19 protein-coding genes are annotated in these 18,500 nt (G+C 65.5%); 10 read left to right on the forward strand and 9 right to left on the reverse strand.

Annotated elements, in window-relative coordinates; translation table 11 throughout:
• Positions 1-33: 33 nt before the first annotated feature.
• From MLE64_RS00990 to MLE64_RS01000, 3 genes are all read right to left on the reverse strand, one after another.
• Entirely contained in the window at positions 34-726 is a 693-nt protein-coding gene (locus MLE64_RS00990) for an LrgB family protein (protein WP_243314843.1), read from the reverse strand.
• Positions 714-1,082, reverse strand: a complete 369-nt coding sequence (locus MLE64_RS00995; RefSeq protein WP_243314845.1) for a CidA/LrgA family protein — start codon at positions 1,080-1,082, stop codon at positions 714-716. The genes MLE64_RS00990 and MLE64_RS00995 overlap by 13 nt, the downstream gene beginning before the upstream one ends.
• Positions 1,083-1,218: 136 nt before the next feature.
• Positions 1,219-2,460 carry a porin gene (locus tag MLE64_RS01000; RefSeq protein WP_243314848.1) on the reverse strand — a complete coding sequence of 414 codons (1,242 nt, stop codon included), beginning with the start codon at positions 2,458-2,460 and terminating at the stop codon, positions 1,219-1,221.
• A 477-nt stretch (positions 2,461-2,937) separates the two neighbouring features.
• On the opposite strand from MLE64_RS01000, the gene MLE64_RS01005 reads away from it, so the two are divergent.
• The 8 genes from MLE64_RS01005 (at position 2,938) to MLE64_RS01040 (ending at position 10,795) form a co-directional block, all read left to right on the forward strand.
• On the forward strand, positions 2,938-4,200 hold the full coding sequence (locus tag MLE64_RS01005) for a porin (RefSeq protein WP_243314850.1): 1,263 nt from the start codon (positions 2,938-2,940) through the stop codon (positions 4,198-4,200).
• A 149-nt stretch (positions 4,201-4,349) separates the two neighbouring features.
• The gene (locus tag MLE64_RS01010; protein ID WP_243314852.1) at positions 4,350-5,495 is read left to right on the forward strand and encodes an ABC transporter substrate-binding protein; all 1,146 of its coding nucleotides are present in this window, start codon (positions 4,350-4,352) and stop codon (positions 5,493-5,495) included.
• Positions 5,496-5,600: 105 nt separating this feature from the next.
• On the forward strand, positions 5,601-6,470 hold the full coding sequence (locus MLE64_RS01015; protein WP_243293365.1) for a branched-chain amino acid ABC transporter permease: 870 nt from the start codon (positions 5,601-5,603) through the stop codon (positions 6,468-6,470).
• Between the two features lie 10 nt (positions 6,471-6,480).
• On the forward strand, positions 6,481-7,530 hold the full coding sequence (locus MLE64_RS01020) for a branched-chain amino acid ABC transporter permease (protein WP_243314854.1): 1,050 nt from the start codon (positions 6,481-6,483) through the stop codon (positions 7,528-7,530).
• Complete coding sequence (locus MLE64_RS01025) at positions 7,530-8,249, forward strand: ABC transporter ATP-binding protein (protein ID WP_243293367.1); 720 nt, start codon at positions 7,530-7,532, stop codon at positions 8,247-8,249. The genes MLE64_RS01020 and MLE64_RS01025 overlap by 1 nt, the downstream gene beginning before the upstream one ends.
• The gene (locus tag MLE64_RS01030; protein ID WP_243314855.1) at positions 8,242-8,946 is read left to right on the forward strand and encodes an ABC transporter ATP-binding protein; all 705 of its coding nucleotides are present in this window, start codon (positions 8,242-8,244) and stop codon (positions 8,944-8,946) included. The genes MLE64_RS01025 and MLE64_RS01030 overlap by 8 nt, the downstream gene beginning before the upstream one ends.
• An 11-nt stretch (positions 8,947-8,957) precedes the next feature.
• Positions 8,958-9,380, forward strand: a complete 423-nt coding sequence (locus MLE64_RS01035) for a CBS domain-containing protein (RefSeq protein WP_243314857.1) — start codon at positions 8,958-8,960, stop codon at positions 9,378-9,380.
• 167 nt (positions 9,381-9,547) lie between these two features.
• Complete coding sequence (locus MLE64_RS01040; protein ID WP_243314859.1) at positions 9,548-10,795, forward strand: MFS transporter; 1,248 nt, start codon at positions 9,548-9,550, stop codon at positions 10,793-10,795.
• Positions 10,796-11,069: 274 nt separating this feature from the next.
• On the opposite strand, the gene MLE64_RS01045 is transcribed toward MLE64_RS01040, so the two are convergent.
• From MLE64_RS01045 to MLE64_RS01070, 6 genes are all read right to left on the reverse strand, one after another.
• Complete coding sequence (locus MLE64_RS01045) at positions 11,070-13,232, reverse strand: S9 family peptidase (protein WP_243314861.1); 2,163 nt, start codon at positions 13,230-13,232, stop codon at positions 11,070-11,072.
• Positions 13,233-13,278: 46 nt separating this feature from the next.
• On the reverse strand, positions 13,279-14,118 hold the full coding sequence (locus tag MLE64_RS01050) for a sensor histidine kinase (protein ID WP_243314863.1): 840 nt from the start codon (positions 14,116-14,118) through the stop codon (positions 13,279-13,281).
• Complete coding sequence (locus tag MLE64_RS01055; RefSeq protein ID WP_243314865.1) at positions 14,094-14,765, reverse strand: hypothetical protein; 672 nt, start codon at positions 14,763-14,765, stop codon at positions 14,094-14,096. Before MLE64_RS01055 ends, MLE64_RS01050 begins: the two co-directional genes overlap by 25 nt.
• A gap of 28 nt (positions 14,766-14,793) precedes the next feature.
• Entirely contained in the window at positions 14,794-15,114 is a 321-nt protein-coding gene (locus MLE64_RS01060; RefSeq protein WP_243314867.1) for a hypothetical protein, read from the reverse strand.
• Between the two features lie 144 nt (positions 15,115-15,258).
• Positions 15,259-16,572, reverse strand: coding sequence for a Xaa-Pro dipeptidase (gene pepQ / locus MLE64_RS01065; protein ID WP_243314869.1), 1,314 nt, complete (start codon positions 16,570-16,572; stop codon positions 15,259-15,261).
• Positions 16,573-16,609: 37 nt separating this feature from the next.
• Positions 16,610-17,419, reverse strand: a complete 810-nt coding sequence (locus MLE64_RS01070; protein ID WP_243288172.1) for a menaquinone biosynthetic enzyme MqnA/MqnD family protein — start codon at positions 17,417-17,419, stop codon at positions 16,610-16,612.
• Between the two features lie 34 nt (positions 17,420-17,453).
• Here MLE64_RS01070 and MLE64_RS01075 point away from each other — a divergent pair, with 34 nt between their 5' ends.
• Complete coding sequence (locus tag MLE64_RS01075; RefSeq protein ID WP_243293376.1) at positions 17,454-17,918, forward strand: methylated-DNA--[protein]-cysteine S-methyltransferase; 465 nt, start codon at positions 17,454-17,456, stop codon at positions 17,916-17,918.
• Between the two features lie 54 nt (positions 17,919-17,972).
• Complete coding sequence (locus tag MLE64_RS01080) at positions 17,973-18,473, forward strand: methylated-DNA--[protein]-cysteine S-methyltransferase (protein WP_243314871.1); 501 nt, start codon at positions 17,973-17,975, stop codon at positions 18,471-18,473.
• Positions 18,474-18,500: the final 27 nt, after the last annotated feature.

Consider the following 18,500-nt stretch of genomic DNA (forward strand, 5'->3'; position numbering starts at 1 on the left):
AGGCCGCTCACGATGTGGGCCAGGGAAGCCTTGTCAATGCCGAAGCAGCAACCGCACCATCAGGGGGGCGAAAGTGGCGGTGGTGATGCCGGCCAGGGTCATGGCCAGGCCGGCCATGGAACCCTGGCGCTCGCCCTCCATGAATGCCATGGCCGTGCCCTGGCCGTGGGCGCCGGTGCCCAGGGCCAGCCCGCGGGCCACGGGGGCCTTGATCCCCGCCCAGGTCAGGAGGGTGCCGCCGAAGACGGATCCCAGGGTGCCGGTCGCCACGACGATGGCGGATGCCAGGCCGGGGCTGCCCCCGTGGATCCTCGCGATTTCGACGGCAAAGGGGATGGTGACGCTTTTGGGCAGGAGGGAGAGAAGCACGTCTTTCGGCAGCCCCGCCGCCAGGGCGATCAGGCCGGCGGTCAGCATCGAGGCGAGGGCGCCGAGGCCCACGCCTGCGAAGATCTCCCGGCGATGGCGCCGGAGGAGGCTCCGCTGCCGGTAGAGGGGAACCGCAAGGCCCACCGTGGCGGGACCCAGCAGCCAGGTCATGATCCGCTGACCCGGGACGTAGGACTGGTAGGGGATCCTCAGGGCCAGCAAGGTGGCGATGACGAGGCCGGCGCCCAGCAGCACGATGTTCAGGAGGGGATGCCTGTACCGGAGGTACAGGGCCTTGGAGAGCAGGTAGGCGCCGACGGTCAGCAGGACGGAGAACAGGATCATCAGTCCGTGCATGATGCACCATCTTTCTCCAGCCACTGCGCGATGGCGCCGGCCCCGAGGAAGGTCAGGGCCGTGCTGAGGACGATGGCGAGCGCCAGGGCCAGCCCGTAGCGGTAGAAGACGCCGCCCCAGTTCATGAGGTCCACGGCCACAGGAATGAAGAAGAAGACCAGGTGCCTCAGCAGGAAGTCCGCAGCCTCCTGGACGTGTTCCAGGCGCACCACCCCCAGGTTGAGCAGGAGGTAGAGCAGGATGATGCCGACCACGTTGCCGGGGACGGGCAGGTGAGCCAGACGGGCGACCTGATTGCCCAGGAGGTAGATCAGGGCCAGGAGGAGGAGCTGGCCCAGGATCTTCAGTTGCTTCACGGCAGCCTCGAATGGAGCAGGGGCAGCCCCAGCTACAAGGCGATTGTGAGCTGAAACGGCGGCTTGTCCAAACCAGGTGCCTCACCTACCAAGAAGCCCCCGGTCTCCCGGGGGCTCCCATACGTTCCGGCTCAGGTCAGAAGGCGACCAGGAGCGCCGCCACGACGGTGTTCCCGCCCTGCTCGCCGGTCTCGGTGCCGAAGGGCCGGAGGAAGTTCTTGCTGCGGGCGATGTAGTTGAGCTTGAAGTTGGCGGCCTTCGCCTTCTCGGGGATCCAGGCGTAGGTGTAGCCGACGGTGACCTCGGTGTATTTGGGGCTGTAGTCGGTGCCGGTGGGCAGGCCGGTGGCCACGTTCGTGGTGTAGGGGTTGGTGGCCGTGTACCAGTCGTCCCCGCTGTTGAGGTTCATCAGGTCGTAGCGGGCCAGGATGCTGTGGGGACCGAAGGTGTAGCCGCCCGTCACGTAGTAGCCCGTGAACTTCTGGTCCAGGTGCTCGCGCTTCACCACAGGGGCGGTGGCGGCGAGGGTGGCGAAGCGGCGGCCGAGCAGACCGGTCATGTACTCCGCGGTGAAGGTCCAGGTGCCGTCCTGGTAGGCGTAGAAGGCGCCCAGGTTGGTGGTCTTGTCCTTGTTGTCGTAGATGGCGGTCTGGCTCGGCCAGAGGCCCCCGGGGTTCGCGGCGATGGAGGCGGGGGGATTCCCCTTGTCGGCCACGTCCGTACCGCCCTGGAGTGTGTAGGCGCCGAACTTGTGCGCCTGGCCGAGGCTGAAGTCCAGGCGCAGGACGAAGTCCTTCTGGGCGTTGGTGTCGTTGGCCTTGCCGGAGGCGGCATCGTTCATGCCGTTGAAGACGGCGGCGGTGACCTTGCCGGCGAAGCCCTTGGGATCGCCGTAGGAGAAACCCAGGGCGAGGCCGCGGTCGCGCTTGTCGCCGAACATCCGGCCCAGCTGGCTGCGCTCTGCGAAGAGCAGTTCCGTGGAGCTGGTCACCCCCTCGTAGGTCTGGAGGTCCTTGAACTGGCCGGCCTTCACGTCGATGCCGGCCACGGGCTTCCAGACCACGAAGGCGTCCTGGAGGATGCTGGGGTTCGAGGTCCCCGTGGAGATGGAGGGATCGAACATCACCTCGTAATCCACGCCCTCGGCGATGTTGCCGGAGACCTTGATCTCGGTGCGGCGGATGGCGAACGTATTCTCCTTGAATTCGCTGCGGAGGTTGTAGTACCCGCCAGGAGCGGCACTGTTGTACCGGAGGTTGCTGTCCGTCATCTGCGTGTACCAGAGCTGGATGTCGCCGCCGATCTTCGCCGTCTGGGCCGAGACGGGCAGGGTGGCCAGGGCGAGTGCCGCCAGGCTGAGGGTGCGCGTGCGCTTCATGGGGTCTCCTAGAGGCCGACAGGCCGATGGGAGAAAGGTTCCCGGCTCCCTGTGACATGCCCGCGAAGACCTTGGTCCGGTCTTGTGTCTGAGACGTGAATTCAGCCCAATGGCCGCCGGTCCCGATTTTCTACAGGGGGTGCAGGCTTATGGAAACCTGAATTTACCCAATCCACTCACGGTTCTTGACCAGTAAGAACCTGAGCCGATCAGTCCTTGCGAAAGGGCTGAAATCCCCTGCCAGTCCCGTGGCCCTCGAAGTGTCGCCACACCTTTGTGTCTATCATCACAACCATCGGAACTTTTGGTTCATTTTTGATAGACGCAAGCGACTCCCCCGTTTAGCTTGAATCCGTTTGATCATCCCTCAGATTTTCCGCGACTGATGTCCCAGACATCTGGTGGTCTGACCTGATCCGTCCACTCGTCACCTTCGTCCTTCAATCCCCCCAACCCTCCCTTATTAGGAGCCCACCCATGAAGATCACCCGCCTTGCTGGCGTTGCCGCCCTTCTCGCCGCCGGGGTCACCCAGGCCCAGGCCCAGGACGTCAAGCTCACCGGCGTCCTCATCGAGTTCTGGCAGACCCAGATGCTGGACAGCAACCTGCGCAACAACGCGACCGCCACGGCCGGTGCCTCGAAGTACTACGGCCTCGACTCCCGGTTCCAGGAGAACAACTTCGCCGTCAAGCGCGCCGAGATCTACCTGAACGGGAAGATCACCGACGACGTGAGCTGGAACCTGATGTTCGATCCGAACAACAGCAACACCACCGCCGTTCCCAACAACGTGCTGCACGACGCGGTCATCACCTGGAACATCGGCAGCGGGTTCAGCGTGAAGGCCGGCCAGTTCAAGATGCCCACGACCTATGAAGCCACCATGGTCGCCGCCACGAACATCCTGTTCTTCGAGCGGAACCAGATCAACCGCGTGTTCGGCGACAAGCGCGACCGCGGCGTGTGGGGCATCTACAGCTGGGGCGACGCCAAGGGCTGGAACGGCAAGATCAACCTCGCCGTCTCCAACGGCACCACCGATGACGGCAGCGGCGGCAAGAACAACGAGAACACCGTGGCCGGCTCTGGCAACGCCCAGAAGGACTGGACCACCCGCCTCGAGTTCGCCTACGGCCCCGAGCACAAGTTCGGCGCCTACTACCGCGAGGGCGTGACGAACCTGAAGGACTCCACCTTCAACAACGCCTCCGCCTGGGTGACCGCCGGCTATGTCAGCGCCGCCCAGATCAAGGACAACAAGGACAAGACGACCCTGATGGGCGCCTACTACGCCTTCGACAACGCCACCTGGCACGCCAGCGCCGAGGTCGCCACGGGCCTGCTGGGCCGCCGCTTCCCCACCCTCTTCGCGGCCGTCACGACCAATCCCCTCCGCGAGCACCTCGACCAGAAGTTCCAGGGCATCGCCGTGGATGGCGCCTACAAGATGGGCCGTCACTGGTTCACCGCCCGCTACGACATGATGAACTACAACTCGGGCGACGACTGGTACACCGCGACCAGCCCCTACAAGCCCGCCGCCGGTGGCGACTACAGCCCCAAGTACACGGAAATCACCGTGGGCTACAACTTCCTGTTCAACCCGGCGAAGTACAGCGCGGGCAAGCTGAAGCTGGACTACGTCCACCGCAGCAAGAACTTCCTGGCCCCGGCCGCCGGCCAGACCGGCGAGCAGGGCGGCGACAGCCTCGTCGCTTCGCTCATGATCGGCTTCTGATCAGAGCACGTTCTACCTAGCAGATCCTTCTCTCTGCACGGTCACGGAACTCACGGGTCACAACCCGCGGGTTCCGTGATTTTTTTGGCCCTCGGCAGGTGTAGACTTCCCATACCTTCCAACCACATCTCTTTTGCATTGGAGCTGCCATGCGAAAGCACCTCTTGGCCCTGGGCGCCGTTCTAGCCCTCTCTCCGTGTCTCATGGCGCAGAAGATCGGCGTCATCAACTCCATGAGCGGACCCGAGGCACCCATCGGGGAGCACATCACCAACGGCATCAAGCTCGCCGAAGAGGACCTCAAGAAGAAGGGCATCAACCTCCAGCTGGTGTGGGAAGACGACACGGGCAAGCCGCAGATCTCCATGAGCGCCATGGAGAAGCTCGCCACGCGCGACAACGTCGTGGGCGTGGTGGGCCCCTACACCTCGGCCTGCTCCAACGCCGTCGCCAAGCTGGCGGAGAAGTACCGTGTCCCTCTCCTGATCCCCGCCGCGGCCAAGGAGGAGATCACGCGCCAGGGCCTCAAGTACGTCTTCCGGATGAACGCCCCCGCGGACAAGTACGCCTCCAGCCTCATCGATGCCGCCGCCGCCCTCGGCAAGCCGAAGTCCATCGCCTTCATCTACGAGAACACCGACTTCGGCACGTCCACGTCCAAGACGGCCAAGGAGTACGTGGCCAAGAAGGGCATGCAGGTCGTGGCCGACGAACCCTATCCCAAGGGCGCCGCGGACTACCGGTCCACCCTGGCCAAGGTGAAGTCGAAGAACCCGGACCTGGTGTTCATGGTGTCGTACGTGGCCGACGCCATCCTGCTCATGCGGCAGTCGAAGGAAGTGGGCCTCCAGCCCCAGGCTTTCCTGGGCGCTGGCGCGGGTTTCACCACGCCGGAGTTCGCCAAGGAGCGCGCGATCTCCGAGAACGTCATCTCCTGCACCCAGTGGACCGGCGACGTGAACTGGCCCGGCGCCAAGGAATTTGAAGCTCGCTTCAAGGCGAAGTTCGGCAAGGAGCCCACGTACCATGCCGCCTGCGCCTACGCCTCCATGATGATCATGGCGGAGACCGCCCGGAATGCGGGTGGCGACCGGACCAAGACGCAGCAAGGCCTGAAGGCCGGCAAGTGGAACGGTGTCATGGGCGAAGTCCAGTTCGCCGACTATGAGGGCTTCACCAACCAGAACAACCACCAGATGCTCGTGCAGCAGATCATCAACGGGAACTACGAGACGGTGCTGCCTGCCAAGTTCGCCACCAAGAAGCCGATCTTCCCCTTCCCGAAGTGGAAGTGATGCCGATTTGACCGGGGGTTCCGCGCTGCGCGCACACCCCCGGGCCCCCGCGTCCCAGTCCGGCAGAGCCGGACTGGGACTTTCCCCCCGGAGCCCCGCGAATCCATGGCTGTCTTCCTTCAATCTCTCATCAGCGGCGTCCTGATCGGTGGGGTATACGCGCTCATCGGCATCGGACTCACGCTCATCTTCGGCGTGATGCGCGTCATCAACTTCGCCCACGGCGACATCATGATGGTGGGGATGTACCTCACCTACTTGCTGTTCACGCTGATGGGCGTGGACCCCTTCGTGTCGGTGCTCATCAGCTTCCCGCTGATGTTCTTCTTCGGGGGATTCCTCCAGAAGGTCTTCATCAACCGCGTGCTCAACGCCGTCGCCCAGAACCAGATCCTGCTGACCATCGGCTTGGGTCTCGTCATGAGCAACACGGTGATGCTGATCTTCACGTCGGACTACAAGATCCTCACCACCTCGTACTCCTCCTCCACCATCCAGGTGGGCGGCGGGGTGTCGATCTCCACCCCGCTGCTGGTCTCGTTCCTGATCACGGCCGTCATCACGGCGGCCCTGGGCTGGTTCCTCTTGAAGACGGACACGGGCCAGGCCATCCGGGCCACGGCCCAGGACCGGGACGCCGCCCAGCTGATGGGCATCAACGTCAGTCGCATGTCCGTCATCGCCTTTGGTCTCGGCGCGGCCCTGGCCGGGACGGCCGGCGCGCTGATCTCGCCGACCTACTACATCTTCCCGCAGGTGGGTGGCACCTTCACGCTGAAGGCCTTCGTCATCACGGTGCTCGGCGGCATGGGCAGCGTGGTGGGCGCCACGCTGGGCGGGATCCTCATCGGCATCACCGAATCCATGAGCGCGGTCTACATCTCCTCCGGATGGAAGGATGTGGTGGTCTTCGTGCTCTTCCTGCTCGTACTCCTTTTCAAGCCCTCGGGCCTGATGGGCAAGTCGCGGACCTGAGGAGGACGACATGAACAAGCGCATGCTCAAGGCCGCGATCGGCCTCATCGTACTGGCAGGCCTCCTGGTCGTTCCGCGTTTCGTGGAGAGCCCGTACGCGCTGCACATGATGATCCTGCTGTTCCTCAGCGTGTCCCAGGGCCAGAGCTGGAACATCCTCGGGGGCTACGCGGGCCAGTATTCCGTCGGCCACGCCGCCTATTTCGGCGTGGGCGCCTACACCACCATGATGCTCATGTATTCCAAGCAGGTGGCGCCCTGGGTCGGTGTCTGGGCCGGCGTGGCGGCGGTGATCGCCGTGGCCCTCGTGATCGGCAGCATCTGCTTCAGGCTGCGCGGCCCGTACTTCGTGCTGGCCTCCATCGCGGTGGCCGAAATCATGCGGCTGTCCGCCATTAACCTCACCACGCTCACCAACGGCGCCGAGGGCATCCTGGTCACTGAGATCCCCGCCTTCAAGATCGGCGAGCGGGTGGTGACGGACTTCCTCACGAAGGTGCCCTTCTACTACATCGGCCTCTTCCTGGCCCTGCTGACCCTTGCCATCGCCTACTGGGTGCAGCACTCCAAGCTGGGCTACTACTTCCAGGCCATCCGGGAGGACCAGGATGCCGCCCACTCCCTGGGCATCCACATCTCGGTCTACAAGAACATCGGGCTGGTCATCTCGGCGGTGCTGACGTCGCTGGCCGGGAGCTTCTACGGCATCTACGTCGGATTCGTCGACCCCCCCACGGTGCTCGGGCTGGATGTTTCCGTCCAGATCATGCTGATCTGCATCATCGGCGGCATGGGCACCATCTGGGGCCCGGTGCTCGGTTCCCTGCTGCTCGTGCCCCTCTCCGAGGCCCTCCGCAGCAACATGATCACCGAGGGGCTCGTGAAGATCGGCCTCGTGAGCGCGGACTCGAAGGTGGGGCTCTTCCTCAAGGAGAACCTCGCCCACGCCCACGTCCTCATCTACGGCATCCTCGTGGTGCTGGTGATCCTCTTCATGCCGGACGGCCTCATGGGCTTCGTCAAGAAACTGGCTTCGCGCCGGAAGCGGGAGGCGGCCTGATGCCCATCCTGGAGATCAAGAACGTCAGCAAGTTCTTCGGAGGCCTGGCGGCCAATTCCGATGTGTCCTTCTCCATGGAGCAGGGCATGATCATGGGCCTCATCGGGCCCAACGGCGCGGGCAAGACCACCCTCTTCAACTGCATCACCGGCTACTACCCCCCGTCCAAGGGCGAGGTCATCTTCAATGGCCGCCGCATGAACGGGCTCCAGCCGGACAAGGTCTGCAAGCTCGGCATGGTCCGGACGTGGCAGAAGGTCCGCCCCCTGGCCAAGCTGTCCGTGGTGGACAACGTCATGGTGGGGGCCCTGGTCCGCACCATCTCGCTGAAGACCGCCCGGGACATGGCCATGGAGCAGCTCAAGGTGGTCCGCATGGAGCACCGGGCTGACTTCCTGGCCGGGGGCCTGCCCATCGGCGAGCGGAAGAAGCTCGAGGTGGCCCGGGCCCTGGCCACGCAGCCGAAGCTCCTACTGCTGGACGAAGTCATGGGCGGCCTCAACCCCGCCGAGAGCGATGAGATCATCCAGCTCATCCTGGACATCAAGGCGCAAGGCCTGACGCAGATGGTGATCGAGCACGACATGAAGGCCATCATGCGCATTTCCGACCGGATCGTCGTCCTCACCTCCGGTGAGAAGCTGACCGAAGGCACCCCCCAGGAGGTGGTGAGCAATCAGGACGTGATCGATGCCTATCTGGGTGAGAGCCATGCTTAAGGTCGAGAAGCTGAATTTCGCCTATGGCGATCTGAAAGTCCTATGGGACGTGGATCTGGAAGTCCACGAGGGCGAGATCGTCACAGTGGTCGGCGCCAATGGCGCCGGGAAGTCCACCACCCTCAAGAACATCTCGCGGCTCGTCAAGCCCGCCTCCGGGAGCATCACCTTCCAGGGCAAGGATCTCGGCAAAATGCTCCCGCATCATGTGGTCGAGGCGGGGCTCGTCCAGGTGCCCGAGGGACGCCGGATCTTCCCGGAGATGACCGTGATGGAGAACCTCCGCATGGGGTCCTACGTCAAGGCCACCCGGGCGGATCGCCAGAAGAACATCGACTGGGTCTTCGAGCTGTTCCCGCGCCTCAAGGAGCGCGAACAGCAGCTGGGGGGGACCATGTCCGGCGGCGAGCAGCAGATGCTGGCCATCGCCCGAGGGCTCATGGCCAACCCCAAGGTGCTCCTCCTGGATGAGCCATCGCTGGGCCTGTCGCCCCTGCTGGTGAAGAACATCTTCGACATCATCACCGGCATCAACAAGCAGGGCGTTACCATCCTTCTCGTGGAGCAGAACGTCTACCAGTCCCTTCGCATCGCGCATCGCGCCTACGTCATGGAGACGGGCCGCGTGGTCATGACGGGCCGCGGAGAGGAACTGCTCGCCGACGAACACATCAAGAAAGCCTTCCTGGGCATGTGAGGAGACACCCGATGACCACGGTCGAAAAGTGGATGACCAAGAACCCCATCACCATCGAGGAGGACGCCTCCATCATCGAGGCCATCCACCTCATGAAGGAGAAGGGCATCCGGCGGCTCCCCGTCATGGCCAGGGGCTCGTTCGTCGGCCTGATCACCGAGCGCATGATCAAGGACTACACCCCCGGGAAGGCGACCTCCCTGGACACCTGGGAGGTCCACTACCTGCTGTCCAAGACCGCCGTGAAGGAGGTCATGAACCTGCATCCGATCACGGTGACGCCGGATACGGACCTGGCCACGGCCGCCCAGGCCATCCTCGACCACAAGCTCTACGGCCTGTGCGTGGTGGATGCCAAGGGGAAGCTGGTGGGCATCATGTCCGTGGGCGACATGCTCAAGGCCGTGGTGGAGTTCGCGAAAGCCGGGAAGTAGCAGCCCTCCCGATACGCCACGGGGGCCGCGCGATGGAACAGGCGCGGTCTCCCGGGCGCTTGCCAGGCAGGCGCCTGGAGGGCATGGGTTGACCCTGCCTCCGGTTCCCCGGGAAGATCGAAGGTCATCATCCTTCCCCAGGAGGTCCCTTGAGCCCAGCTCGACGCTTGCGTGAGATCCGCGACGGATTCGAACGCCCCTTCTGGGTCGCGAACGTCAGCGAGCTGTTCGAGCGGCTCTCCTACTACGCGGCCTTCGCATCTCTGGCCAGGTACCTGAACGAATCTCTGGGCTTTCCGACCCAGGATGCCAGCAGCCTGGCCGGGTTGTTCGGAGGGCTGGTCTGGTTCCTGGCAGCCTTCGGAGGCGCGGTTGCCGATCGCCTCGGCTTCCGTCGCGCACTCTCCCTCGCCTACCTGATCCTTAGCTGCTCCTATTTTCTTCTGGGATCGCTCGGTTCCTCCTGGATGGCTCCGGTGCGAGGGTTGGTGCCGCTCGGCGCGCTCGTGGCGTTCCTGCTGATGCTGCCGGCCCTCGGCATCGCGCTGGTGAAGCCGGCCGTGGTCGGAACCACTGCGCGCGCCTCGAAAGAGAATGTCCGCTCCATCGGTTATTCGATCTACTACACGCTGGTGAACATCGGCGGCGCCGCCGGCCCCTTTGTCGCGTCGTACGTCCACCGCCACATGAGCGTGGAGAATGTATTCCGCGTAGCGGCCATCAGCGTGTTCCTCATGTTCTTCGCGGTGTTGCTGCTGTTCAAGGAACCGCGCAAAGAGGGCGATGTGCCGCCTCCCTCTCTGGCGGAGACGGGCAGGAACTTCCTCACGGTCCTTTCGAACCCGAAGTTCATGCTGTTCCTGCTGATCTTCACGGGGTACTGGGTGGTGTACTGGCAGGAATTCATCACGCTGCCCCTGTATGTCGCCAAATACATCGATCCGAAGGCGGACACGGAGCTGCTGCTGATGACGGGCCCGCTGGTCGTGATCTCCCTGACGGTCCTGATCAACCTGGCTACCCAGAAGATCGCCTCGGTGAAGGCGGTCACCATCGGAACCCTGATGTCGTCCCTCGCCTGGATCGTGCTGATCTTCAGGCCGACTGTGACGGGCGTGATCGTCACGCTCGTCTGCGTCGCGCTGGGAGAGATCGTGCAGTCGCCGCGCTACTACGAGTACATCTCACGCCTCGCCCCTCCGGGGCAGCAGGGGACCTACATGGGCTTCGCCTTCCTGCCCATCGGCCTTGGTTCCCTCATCGGGGGCTGGTTCGGCGGGAAACTGATGCATCACTTCGGCGAGGTGACGCACAAGCCGGCGGGCATGCTCTGGACGATCATCGGCGTGGGCGTGCTCACGGCCGTGCTGCTCTGGGTGTACGACCGTATGCTGCCCGCGACACGGGAAGCCTGATCTAAGAGTGCCTAACAAAACCCCGACAGGGTCGCGAGAAAGCCAGGTGGGATGCACCGCAAGGAAGGGCCCGCAGGGCGATGCGGGACATCGTTCAAGGGCCCTGACGCCGCGGGGCGCCCACCTGGCTTTCTCCCTCCAGGCGAGGGCCGGCGGGTGCCGCGATGCCGCGTCACGCTCGTCGCGCGTAGTACCCGCTACGCGTCTCCTCGCGTTCCTCGCCTCGCTCGCCCGGCGACCCTCGCGCGGCCCCGTCGGGGTTTTGTTAGGCACTCTATAGGTACTTCGACAGGAAGTCCCACATGGCCTGGAAGCGCGCCCAGTTGTGCTGGGGCGCGCGGGGGCTGTGGTCGGAACCGGGCAGCAGGACGATCTGGACTGCGTGCCCGCTCTTCTGAAGGGCGTCGATGAGCATGACGGTGTTCTGGGGATGGACGTTGTCATCCAGGGTGCCGTGGAGCAGCAGGAGCCTGCCGGACAGGTTGGCCGCGGCCTTGAGCACGGAGCTGGACTCGTAGCCGGCCTGGTTGGCCGAGGGCAGGCCCATGTAGCGCTCGGTGTAGATGCTGTCGTAGAGGTGCCAGTCCGTCACCGGCGCTCCGGCGATGCCCAGCTTCCAGGCCTTGCTGTGGGTGAGTCCGTAGGTGGTCATGAAGCCGCCGTAGCTCCACCCGTCCAGGCAAATCCGGTCCATGTCCGCCCAGACCTGGGCCTTCAGCCAGGCCAGGCCGTCGAGCTGGTCCTGGAGCTCCTGGGCCCCCAGGTTGCGGTAGATGCCATGGGCGCTGGCTAGGCCCTTCCCCGAGGCGCTGCGGTTGTCGCAGACCCAAGTGGCGATGCCCTGCTGGGCCAGGAACTGGAACCAGGGCATGTCCCGGCGCCAGAGGTTCCGGACTTCGGGGGCCATCGGGCCGCCGTAGAGCGTCTGGAACACGGGGTACTTCTTCGCGGGATCGAAGTCCACGGGCAGGACCAGCATCGTTTCCATGGGGAAGCCGTCGCGGGTCTTCACCTGCTGGAAGCTCACCCTGCCGAGCTTCAGGGCCTTCCAGGCTTCGGCGGGGTTGGCGTCGATGAGGCGGACCAGCTTGCCCTGGCTGTCGTGGAGCGCCTGCTGGGGCGGGGTGTGGATGTCGCTCCAGGTGTCGAGGAAGGCGGTGAACGCGGCATTGGGCTTCACCCGGTGGGTGCCGGGCCGGTCCGTCAGCCGCACGAGGCCCTTCCCATCGAGCCCCACACGGTAGGCGTCCAGGCCGATGGGGCTGCGCTCGGTCGCATCGAAATAGAGCTGTCCGGTTCTGGCGTCCACGCCATGCACCTGCCGGACATCCCAGTCCCCGGCCGTGACGGCGCCGATGAGCTGGCCATCCTTCCCGTAGCGGTAGACGTGGTGGCGCCCCGTGCGTCCGGACTCCCACAGGAAACCCCCGTCGGAGAGGAAGTGGGGCAGGGGCAGCCGCTCCTGCCAGGCGCGGCCGTTCTCGTGGATGAGCAACCGGGATGCGGCACCGTCGTAGCGGCGCAGGTCCAGCCAGCTCTGGATCCGGTCCTGGTGGGTGGCCACCAGGTGGCCGGCCGGGTCCCAGCCCACCTGCACGATGAGGGTCTCCTGGCCGGGATAGGGCTCGTCCATCCAGGTGGTGGCCCCCGTGAGGTCCACCACGCCCAGGCGGACGGTGGGATTGGGATCGCCGGCCTTCGGATAGCGGGCCCTCAGGGCCTTCTGGGGCTGGAAGCGGTCATCCATGAGGGTGTAGACCGGCACTTTGGTCTCGTCGAGGCTGAGGTAGGCCAGACGCTTTGAGTCCGGGGCCCACCAGAAGGCGCGGAAGCTGCCCCGGCCATAGACCTCCTCCTGGTACACCCAGTCCAGGCGCCCATTGAACACGGTCTCCCCGCCACCGGTGGTGAGGCGGGTCTCCCGGGCCGTGGCCACCTCCACCCGGTAGAGGTCGTTGCCCTTGAGATAGGCGACCTGCCCGCCGTCGGGGCTGAAGGACGCTTCTTCCGGATTCCCCCCTGCAAACCGCTTGGCTGTGGCCGCCTTCACGTCCACCAGGAAGAGGTCGTCTGCCACGGTCAGCAGGAAGGCGCTGTGGTCGTCCTTCCAGATGAAGGCGCCGCGCCCGAGGGCCTCCTTGGCGGCGGCGTCTCCGGCTCCTGCCGTCACGAGGGCCGATTGGAGACGGGTGGACTCCAGCAGGGGCTTCCGTTCCCAGGTGGCGGGGTCGATCCGGTAGAGGGCCACCTGATCGCCTTCCCGGCGGGTTTCCACCAGGGCGCCGTCCGGCAGCCAGTCCAGGCGCGTGGCGGGCCGACCGGCATAGGCCACCCGCTTCGTGGGATGCGCGACGGCTTCGAGGGTGAGCTGGCCCGAACCCTGTCCCAACAGGGCGGGAACGAAGATCAGGCAGGCCAGGAGGGCGCGGACGGGCATGGAGGCTCCGGGGGACCATCCATGTATATCGGAAAACGAGGCTTCGTCAGCCCTCTGCTTCCTCCAAGCGGATCTCCGCCCAGGCCAGAGTTCCCGTGGCGAGTGGGATCAGGCCCATCTGACCCCCCATCAGGTGGACGATGCCGGCGGCCAGGGGCAGGCCGATTCCGAGCCCGCCGCGCTGTCGGCGAAGGCTGCGTTCCTCTTGTTCGAAGGGTCTCAGAAGCCGCTCCCAGTCCGGCGGCAGACCGGGGCCCTGATCCTCGATCTCGAAGCGCAGGCGCCAGGCGCGGCCCTCGGGCCGGGCGACCATGCGGAAGGACACCGTGCCGCGCTCGGTGAAGCCCACGGCGTTGTCCAGCAGGGCCTCCAGGGCCTGGGACAGGCGAGCCGCGTCGCAGACTAGGGGGGCGAGGAGCGGATCCAGGGCGACCTTCGCCTCCAGGCCCTTGGCCCTGGCCTGGCATTCGAGCTTCTTCCCGAGCTGCGCCAGATGGGACCCCAGGTCCGTCTGGCCGGGCCTCAGCGTGAGGGTTCCCTGGGCGAGGCTGGCGAAGTCGAGGAGGCCCTGCACCAGATGGCCCAGGCGGGTGGCCGTTTCCTGGGCGCGGTCCAGGATCGCAACCTGTTCTTCGCTGGTGCTGAGGTCCCGGGCCATCTGCAGGTGGCCGGCCAGCACCTGCACGGGCGTGCGGAGCTCGTGGTGCGCGTTGTCCATGAAGGCTTCCTGGGCCAGGCGGAGGCGCTGCTCCGCCTCCAGGGCCTTGCGCTGCTCGCGGATGACGCGCGACTTCGCCGACACCACGCTGAAGAGCGAGAGCCATGCCAGCACCACCACGACGAACGTGGCGAGCACGAAGATCAGGAAGAGATGGACTTCCTGCATAGGAACACCTTGGCGAGGGCGATTTCGTAGAAGACGATCACCAGACCATGCACGAGCCAGGGAAGAGGGAGCAGGTGGGGCGGCAGGACACGCAGGAAGTGGTTCGAAATGGCATTGAAGATCAAGGTGGTGGAGCCGTAGATCAGGATCGCGCTGTTCAGCCAGAACTCGGGCTTGGCCGCGAGGTCCTCGTCATCGTCCCGCAGGGCGAGCCCGCGCAGTTCGTAAATGCCCAGAACGATGAAAATCAGGCACTGGGTGGTGGTGAACAGCGCATTCCGCAGGAACAGGCCGTTCACGAACACCCCGGCCACGGCGGCCAGCAGGCCGATTCCAGCACAGGCCCAGTAGAGCCCCACCCGTCGTGGTGACGGGTGCGAGGTCCTGACGAGCACCCAGAGCGTTCCCGCGAAGACCACGGGCTGTGACAAATGTCGGAACCACTGGTTGTTACGGTGGGAAAGGGCCAGGGCAATGAAAATGACCCCTTGAACCAGATCGACGACCTGGACCGCGAGGAACCTTCCCATCCAGTGAGGGCGGGAAAACCCTCCCCGGATCCGGCTCCAGACGAAAGCGAGGATCGGCGCCAGGATGAACGGATCGAAGACGTAGAGGAGGATCCACCTATAGATGGGCTTGATCACCGGGACACCAGGTTCCTCAAAAGTCCTCCTAGAGGCTGGTTCCGGTGCAATAGGGCGGGCAATCGTGGCTGTTCTGGATGTAGACCGCCTGGGAGCTGTCCAGGTCCTCCCCGGCGGCGTCCACCGCCACCATCACCATCGTCGGCGAGCCGTCTGCGTGCCGGGCGTGGTAGATGCGGATACCAGCTGCGCCGGGCTGAGCCAGGAGCTGCTCGAAGGCGCTGCGGTTGAAGGCCGAGGCGCGGTGGGCGCCGGCCTCGGCGCGGACCTGGTGGTTCCGGACCAGGCTCGCGGCCTCGTCACGCGTGATGCGGTGGTCGCGGGCGGAATCGAAGGGCTGGGCGGACACAGGGTCACTCCTGGAGGGCGGCCGGGGGCCTGATTGGGAGGTAGATCAAAAGGATGTCCCTCCCATCAGACCCGAAGACGCACCGGCTCACAAGATGGGACTGAAGCAAAAGGTGAGGTTGCCTGATCCAGGCAGATCCGCAGGCTAGTTGGGCAGATGCGGCCGGGTGAGGTTCCGGTGCCCGGAGGAGGTCACCAGCAGGTTGTCCTCGATGCGGATCCCGCCGCAGGGGGTGAGCTCGTCGATGAGCTTCCAGTCGAACCTCGCCTTGTGCTCGTTCTCACGGAAGGGGCGCAGGAGCATGGGGATGAAGTAGAGGCCGGGCTCCACGGTGAACACTTGGCCCGCTTCGATGGTGCGTGTGGTGCGCAGGGTGGGGTGCTGGGGCGGCGGAGGCGCGAGGGTGCCGTCGGGCGCGCCCTGACGGCCGGCCACGTCATGCACCTGGATGCCCAGGTGGTGGCCCAGGCCATGGGGGAAGAAGGGGCGGCTCAGGCCCAGTTCCACAGCCTCCTCGGGATCGGCCTTGAGGATGTCGTGTTCCTTCAGGAGGGCCGCGATGGCCAGGTGGCCCAGGTGGTGGAAGTCCCCGTAGGGCATGCCCGGCTTCACGGCGTCGCAGAGGCCAAGTTCGAGCTTCACCATGCCGTCCACCAGGTCGGCGAAGCGGCTGTCGCAGTGGGGCGCGGCCACGGTGCGGGTGATGTCGGCGGCGTAGCCGCGGGCCTGGGCGCCCGCGTCGATGAGGAGGACATCGCCGTTCCTGACGTTGGCGCGCTTGTGCTCGTAGTGGAGGATGGCGCCCTTCTCGTTGAGGGCCACGATGCTGCCGTAGGGCATCTCGTGATCCACGATGCCGACAGCCTGGATATAGGCGTAGTGGATCTCCAGCTCGCTGGCGCCGGCCAGGAAGGCGGCCCGGGCGGCCAGGTGGCCCCGGGCGGCCAGCACCGTCGCCTCCTCGATGCACTGCACCTCATAGGCGGACTTGTTCGTGCGATTCCAATCCAGGCGGGCGGTGAGGCCCGCCGGATTCAGCTCCAGGTTGGCGGCCTCGGCCCGCTCCACCTCATTGCCGATGTAGGCGGCCCCGGTGGGGGTTCCCACGCGCTTCCATACGTCCTCGACGGTGCCCGCCTCCTCGATATCGAATTCCTGGGCCCAGAACGGGTTTCCCAGGGGCAGCTGCTCGTACCAGAAATCCTCGGGGGCGTACCGGATGAGCCTGGGACGCTGGCCGGGCCGGACCACGAGGACGTGATGGGGGCCCGCCATGGGACACCAGTGAGCGAAGTGGGGCGTCGGATGGAAGGGGGCGTCCTGGTCGTCCGCGAAGTGCGTGTAGACCTGGCCGCTGGAGATCACCAGGGCGTCGAAGCCCGTCTCGGCCAGGGCCTCGGCGGCGGTCCGCTGGCGCTCGGCGATGTGGGCGTGGAAGAGGGAGGCGAGGTCGGTCATGGGGCGTCCTGGTGGGGGGTGTCGGTGGCGGGCGTGCTCAGAGGAACCGCAGCGGCTTTTCTTCAGGCGCGAAACCGTGCCGCACGGCCTTCTCGAAGAAGAGGGCGAGGCTTTCGCGTTCGGCCTCGCCCAGGGTGTAGCTGATGTTCTCCGTCAAGTACTCGTGCAGCTCGATCTTGGTCCAGCCGATGGTGCGCCGGGCCTCCTCGATGATGGCCGGAAGCTGGGCCATGCCGATCTCGTAGCTCTTGTGGAAGAAGGAGGCCACGCCGCCGGGCACGGGCAGCTGCGGGGCGTTCTTCCGGACCAGCCACAGGGCGAAGACGAAGGGCAGGCCGGTCCAGGCGTGCCACTCCTCCGCCAGGTCCAGCACGAAGAGCCCCTGCCGGGGGGCCCGCATGGCCGAGTCGCCGATCATGATGGCGGCGTCGTGGGCTTCGAGCATGGCTGGCAGGTCCGGTCCCATGTCCGTGATCTCGGGGCTCACGCCGTAGCGCTCCCGGAGGATGAGCTGACCCAGCACCACGCTGGTGCGGCTGGAGGTGTCCAGGGCGAGGGTCCGGATCTGCTCCGGCGGCACTTTGGAGAGGATCACCACGCTGCGCACCCGCTTCGGCGAGGCGATGCAGAGGCCCGGCACGATCAGGAGGTCCGGGATCCGCAGGTACTCGATGGAGCTGACGATCCCGGCGTCCACCTCGCCGGAGCGCAGGCGGTCCGCGCAGGCCGAGGGGTAGTGGAACTTGAGGTGGAAATGCTCCCAGCCGAGGCCATGCTTGAATCCGTGGTTCAGGGGAGCGGCGTTCAGGTAGTCGATGATGGACAGGCGAAATGGTTCAGTGGCCATGGAAACAGTCTAACGACCCTGCGATGATTCCCTGATGGTCCTCTGGCACTACGAGCTGAACACCCTGCTGGGGCCGATGCGTGCGGCCTTCGATGGGCGTGGGCGTCTGCGCGAGCTGGCGGTAGAGGGCCTTGACCCCCGCAAGACCAGCCCGCTGCCGCCCAAGGAGCAGCGGGAAGCCAAGCGCTACCTCGACCGTCAGCTGGACGCCTACCTGGCGGGAACCCTCCGGACGTTCACGGTGCCCGTGGATCCCCAGGGATCGCCCATGCAATTGCGCATCTGGGACACGGTGAGGACGATCCCCTATGGCCAGTCCCGCCGTCCCGCCGACCTCGCCGCCTGGCTGGGTGTGGACGAGGACCTCATCGTCATGACCTGCGCGACGAATCCCATCGTCCTGCTCGTCCCCTGCCACCGAGTGGTCCTGCCTGGCGAGGGGCCCCTCCCAAGGGCGCTGCGGGAATTGGAATCGGGCCTGGGTTGGCGAAATCCCTGATCCGTTGCAACAAAAAACCGTGATTCTGGCATGCTGGTGCCTATGAACGGGCCCTTGCATCTGCTGCGCACCCCCCTCGGGGACCTGGGCGCGGCCTTCGACGGGGAAGGGCGCCTCTCCCATCTGGTCCGGCTGCACGGCCAGCCTCCCCCGGTTCCGGCCGGTCCTGAGCCCAAGAGCCTCCCCTTCCTGAAGCGCCAGTTGGAGGCCTACTTCTCGGGGAATCTCCGGAATTTCAACATCCCCATGCATGCCGAAGGCACCGACTTCCAGACGCGGGTCTGGAAGGAGCTGCAGAAGATCCCCTATGGGCAGGCGATCTCGTACCTGGAGCTGGCCCGGCGCCTGGGGGATGAGAAATGCATCCGCGCGGCAGCCCGCGCCAGCGGCGCCAACCCCATCTCCATCCTCATCCCCTGTCACCGCGTCATCGGGTCCGACGGATCCCTGGTGGGCTATGCCGGGGGCCTGGACATGAAGGAGTTCCTGCTGCGCCTCGAGGGGGTGCTGCCCAAGGCTCCGCCCCAGCCCCGCCTGCCGCTGACCTGGGATTGACGCCAAAAAAATTCCGGCGCCGCCCAT

Origin of the sequence: Geothrix paludis (assembly GCF_022808815.1) — a bacterium.
Lineage (GTDB): Bacteria > Acidobacteriota > Holophagae > Holophagales > Holophagaceae > Geothrix > Geothrix paludis.